Here is a 1,301-nt window from a genome sequence, read left to right as displayed (position 1 = left end):
GCGGGCACTCGTCGCAGTCGAAGACTCTCACGTGCACGGCAGCTTGGCTTTCGTTGCGCCGCAGTTCGAGCAGGTCTTGGAGGAGGGGTACCAGCGGTTGGCCACGATGGTGCGGCAGGCGTTCCGATGGCCCTTGTAGGTGAGCTGGCGCCGGATCTCCCCGAACCCGGCATCGGCCACGCGGCGGGCGAGTCGTTTGTTGCGGAGCATCCCGGCGACGTTGAGGTCTTCGACCACCACGGTGCCGTACGCGGCGCGTACGCGGGTGGTGAGTTTGTGCAGGGCGTCGGTGCGCAGGTTCGCCACCCGGTGGTGGATCCTGTTGCGCTCGCGGTTGGCCTTCTCCCACCGCTTCGACGGCTTCTGGCCGGTCCTGCGGTCCGGTCCCTGACGGCGGGAGACACGGCGGGAATGGAACCGCAGCAGCTTGAGGGTGCCGTCCAGGTGTTTCGGGTTCGGCTCGTAGCGGATCTCGCCGGAGCTGTCGGCCAGGACCGCGAGGTGCTTGACACCCAGGTCGATCCCGACCGCCGCATCCGGGCGGGCAACGCGGGTGATCTCCCGGGCGGTCTCCACCTGGAAGGAGACGAACCAGCGCCCGCGCTCGTGCCGGACGGTCGCGGACAGGATGCGCGCCGTGCCGGCCTGGACGCGGGCCAGGAGCTTGACCGTGGGTTCGTGGGTGCGGATCGTGCCCAGGCGGGGCAGCGTGACGTGCCGGCCGTCCGGCTCGATACGGATCGTGCCGGTGGTGAACCGGCAGGCCAGGCGGGCCTTCCGTTTCGGCTTGCGGCGCGGGACACCGACCCGGCACCCCTTGTGTTTGCCCTGCTTGGACTTGGCGTAGTTGTCGAACGCGGCGGCCGCGTTCGCCAGCCCGGTGCTGAAGGCCTCCTTGGAGTTCTCCTCCCACCAGCCGGCGAATCTCGCCTCGGTGGTCTTGACCCGGTTGAACTCCTTGCGCAGCGCGGGCAGCGACCACGGCCGCCACGGCGTCAACTCCTCCTCGCCGATGCCGTAGGTGGCTTCAGCCTTGCGCTGCCACCACGAGGCGGTCACCCAGGACACGGCCCAGTTGTAGGCGGCCCGGGCGGCACCGCAGTGCGAGCGCAGCGCCCGCTCCTGTGCGGCGTTCGGATCGAGAGCGAACCTGTAGGCCTGCACCACGCAACCGGGCCGCGCCCTGAACTTCCCGCCCACTCGGCAGCCCCCCGGTCCGAAGATTCCTTCACCGCACCCAACGAGCACCGCACGCAGAGGTCACGCATTCGATGGGAGAACTCCCGTTCCCGTTCCGGAGG

Annotated in this window: 1 protein-coding gene; it reads right to left on the bottom strand. The window is 69.6% G+C overall.

Annotation, left to right across the window (positions count from 1 at the left end; translation table 11 throughout):
- Positions 1-27: 27 nt before the first annotated feature.
- On the bottom strand, positions 28-1,164 hold the full coding sequence (tnpB, locus tag AC5P09_RS51845) for an IS607 family element RNA-guided endonuclease TnpB (protein ID WP_493880615.1): 1,137 nt from the start codon (positions 1,162-1,164) through the stop codon (positions 28-30).
- Positions 1,165-1,301: the final 137 nt, after the last annotated feature.

Source organism: Streptomyces sp. a15 (assembly GCF_059026085.1).
This window is presented reverse-complemented; position numbering and strand designations above follow the sequence as displayed.